Source organism: Shewanella sp. Sh95, assembly GCF_001308045.1.
GTDB lineage: Bacteria > Pseudomonadota > Gammaproteobacteria > Enterobacterales > Shewanellaceae > Shewanella > Shewanella xiamenensis.
Map to the genome: position 1 here is coordinate 1 of NZ_LGYY01000016.1, position 319 is coordinate 319.

Below are 319 nucleotides of genomic sequence, written 5' to 3' on the forward strand. Positions count from 1 at the left end.
AACAACACCTCAGGCCCAGGCTCTGACACTGCAACCGTGGCGGATGAAACCGCCCCGAATGCCCCGACCGTATTGATCGTCGATGACGGTAACCCAGGTGATGGCCTGCTGACGCAAGCCGAAATCAGCGGCAATGGCGCAGGTGTACAGTTAACCGTGAGCATCAATGCTGCGGACTTCAGTGCCGGCGGCCACGTGAACCTGACTATCGTCAATGGCACCGCGACCACCGATGTGGAACTGAAGCTGGTGAATGGGGCGCTGCAGTTTGCTGACGGCACTCCGGCGACAGGCTACAGCTACAACGCCACCACCGGCC

1 protein-coding gene is annotated in these 319 nt (G+C 60.5%); it reads left to right on the forward strand.

Annotated elements, in window-relative coordinates; all coding sequences use genetic code 11:
- On the forward strand, positions 1 to 319 hold a 319-nt coding region (locus tag AEA42_RS00765), incomplete at both ends, for a hypothetical protein (RefSeq protein WP_156312283.1).